Genomic DNA, 2,330 nt, shown 5'->3' with positions numbered 1-2,330 from the left:
GATACCGTCCTGCCTGATCTGTGTGCGGCGCTGGAAACCGGGACCAATGCGGTTTTGCAGGCCCCGCCGGGCGCGGGGGCGCGGCTTTGGTATGTCCAAGACCCAAAGACGCGCGAAGAAAAACTGTTCATCAACTGGATGCTGGCAGTAAGCGATCTCTCCGAGGAGATCAAACGGCGTGACATTCCCGGTATTCCGAAGGATGCAAACCGTCTGGCAGATGTTCTCATCCAGCGATCCTTTGCAGAGCCGTTTCAGATGCCGGATGGCTCGCTAAGGAACTACTGGCCGTTTTTGCCAGAGCGTTTGACTAAAGCAAAAGGCCGGAAGAAGGACCGACCCGAATACGGTCTCTGTGTGCGGAACGAGGAGCACTTCCTTCAATCCATGCGGTTGCCCAGCATCGAGAAAGCAGAGATTGGAGTGTCAATCATCGAGCGTCTCGAACTGAACCAGCAGAATAAAGATAGCAAAGCGAAGAACGTAGACGCAGGGGCAAGCAGGGTTGAGAAGGGTGTGGCAGGTAAGAGCCCGAGCCCGGCGAAAGTGAAAAACTCAGAGGGTATCCGAGCGGTGTGTGCGGAAAACGCACAGCAAAGGGAGGCGGCGCTAAGCGCCGCAACCCGGGAGCCACTGAACGAAGTGCGTAAGTGTGCGCAAAGCGCACCTGCCTCCTCCACTCAAGAGGTACCCACGAAAGAAACCGCGCCCGGTAAAGCGCCTACCAGCGAGGCGGGTACCCAAGCCAGCCCCACCAAGACAGCACGAGACACTGAGCAGAAAGCTCGGATGGAAAAAGCCGTACCCGCGGAGTGGAAGCAGCCGATGGATTGGATCAAGGTCGGCTGGGCGGAGGATCCAAGTGTAATTTTTGTGGATGGCGAAGACAAATGCGTGGACGTGGAACTGCTACGGAACGTTCTTGGTCAACTTGCCCAAGCGAAAAAGGAAGAAGAACCAGCCCTGGTCCACATTCGTCAGGCCTTTGCAAAAGAGAAGGTGGCGAATTTGGGCGCAGGGATGCTTGGGACGGTGTGGGTGCGCCGGGTTAATGCGGAAGGAAATACCGTGCGCGCGATTTGGCTGCAGGAGGACTTCTATCAAGCGGTCCAGGCGCAGCTGCAAGAAAAGCCAAAAGAAACGCAGGCCAGGGCACATGAGGCCGATGACACGCCAGCTGACAAAGGAACGCAGAGTGAAGAGGCGACGACAAAGTCGCTGACGATCGAGCAAGAAGCGCAACTGTGTGAGACAGCGCTGGAGATGGTGGAGGGGGAAGTGAGCGCTGGGGGAAAAATCCGCCTGCGTGTGGAAGCGGGTAAAGACCTACTGAGCAAGTTCGGATTAGAGATCGAGGATCTCGTTGAGGTGAAGTTCGCCACATTGCAGATCTGGATGTCGAGCGGAAGTCTATTGATAAAAAGAACGGACACGTGATGTCAGAGTTTGAATACGAAGTACCGTTAAGGCCAAATTTTGAGGCCAGGCAGGCGTCCGGGTGGGCGATGGGGGCCATGGCGACGCTTTGGACGTCAACACTTCTAGAAATGCCGTCAGCGGCATTTTTAACAATGGCAGGGTTACAAGGAGGCCTCGCAATGTGCCGCGGGCTCGGCGCATGGAGGCACTATCGACGCCTGATGGCACTCTGTGACGACACTTTGTCGTTTACGGCACTCTCGAAATTGCAAAAAAAGACGAACCAAGACGGGCGGTATCTCGGCGAAGGGTACGTAATGCGCCAGGAACACGCTCAATTGGTACATGAGATCAACCGAAAGGACCTGCTTCAGCATGTGCCACGGCGTAGACGGCGCAAATCAACGGTAGACTACGGAGATGAGATCAGTACCGCATATTTGCAGGGTATAGAGCGGCGTATAACCGCGCGCTACATGAAGATGTCGTTTGCAAAAGGGCATACCCTGATCACAGGAACAACGGGCGCAGGAAAGACGCGCCTTATGGAATTGTTGATCTCGCAGGACATTGTGCGCAAGGACGCAAACGGCAACTTCGCACCGGTTATTGTGGTGGATCCAAAGGGGGATCGTGAGCTGCCGGAGACGATGCGCAAAGCTTGTGCTGCGGTCGGGCGGGAAGAAGACTTCAGGTACTTCCACTTCTCCCATCCAGAATCCTCGGTGAGGATTGATCCGTTGGCGAACTTTCAGAATCCGTCGGATTTGGCATCCCGGATCGCCGCGCTCATTCCATCAAGTGGCAACGACTCTTTCCGGGCATTCTGTCATATGGCGTTGAATAACGTCATTCAGGGAATTGTTCTCACGGAGAAGCGTGTAACGCTGAAGCTTATTGCACAGTATCTG

The 2,330-nt window shown here is 55.2% G+C and carries 2 protein-coding genes; both read left to right on the top strand.

Annotated features, from left to right (window positions below; all coding sequences use genetic code 11):
- Nucleotides 1–1,437: hypothetical protein (locus tag WA429_RS21020; protein ID WP_336107883.1), on the top strand; the 1,437-nt coding region annotated here is incomplete at its 5' end.
- Nucleotides 1,437–2,330 (top strand): helicase HerA domain-containing protein (locus tag WA429_RS21015; RefSeq protein ID WP_336107882.1); only part of this gene is annotated, 894 nt, incomplete at its 3' end. The genes WA429_RS21020 and WA429_RS21015, both read left to right, overlap by 1 nt.

It is taken from the genome of Thalassospira sp. CH_XMU1420-2, assembly GCF_037029325.1.
In the GTDB taxonomy this organism is placed as follows: Bacteria; Pseudomonadota; Alphaproteobacteria; order Rhodospirillales; family Thalassospiraceae; genus Thalassospira; species Thalassospira povalilytica.
Note: the sequence above shows the minus strand (reverse complement) of the source record. Positions and strands in the feature narration are given on the sequence as shown.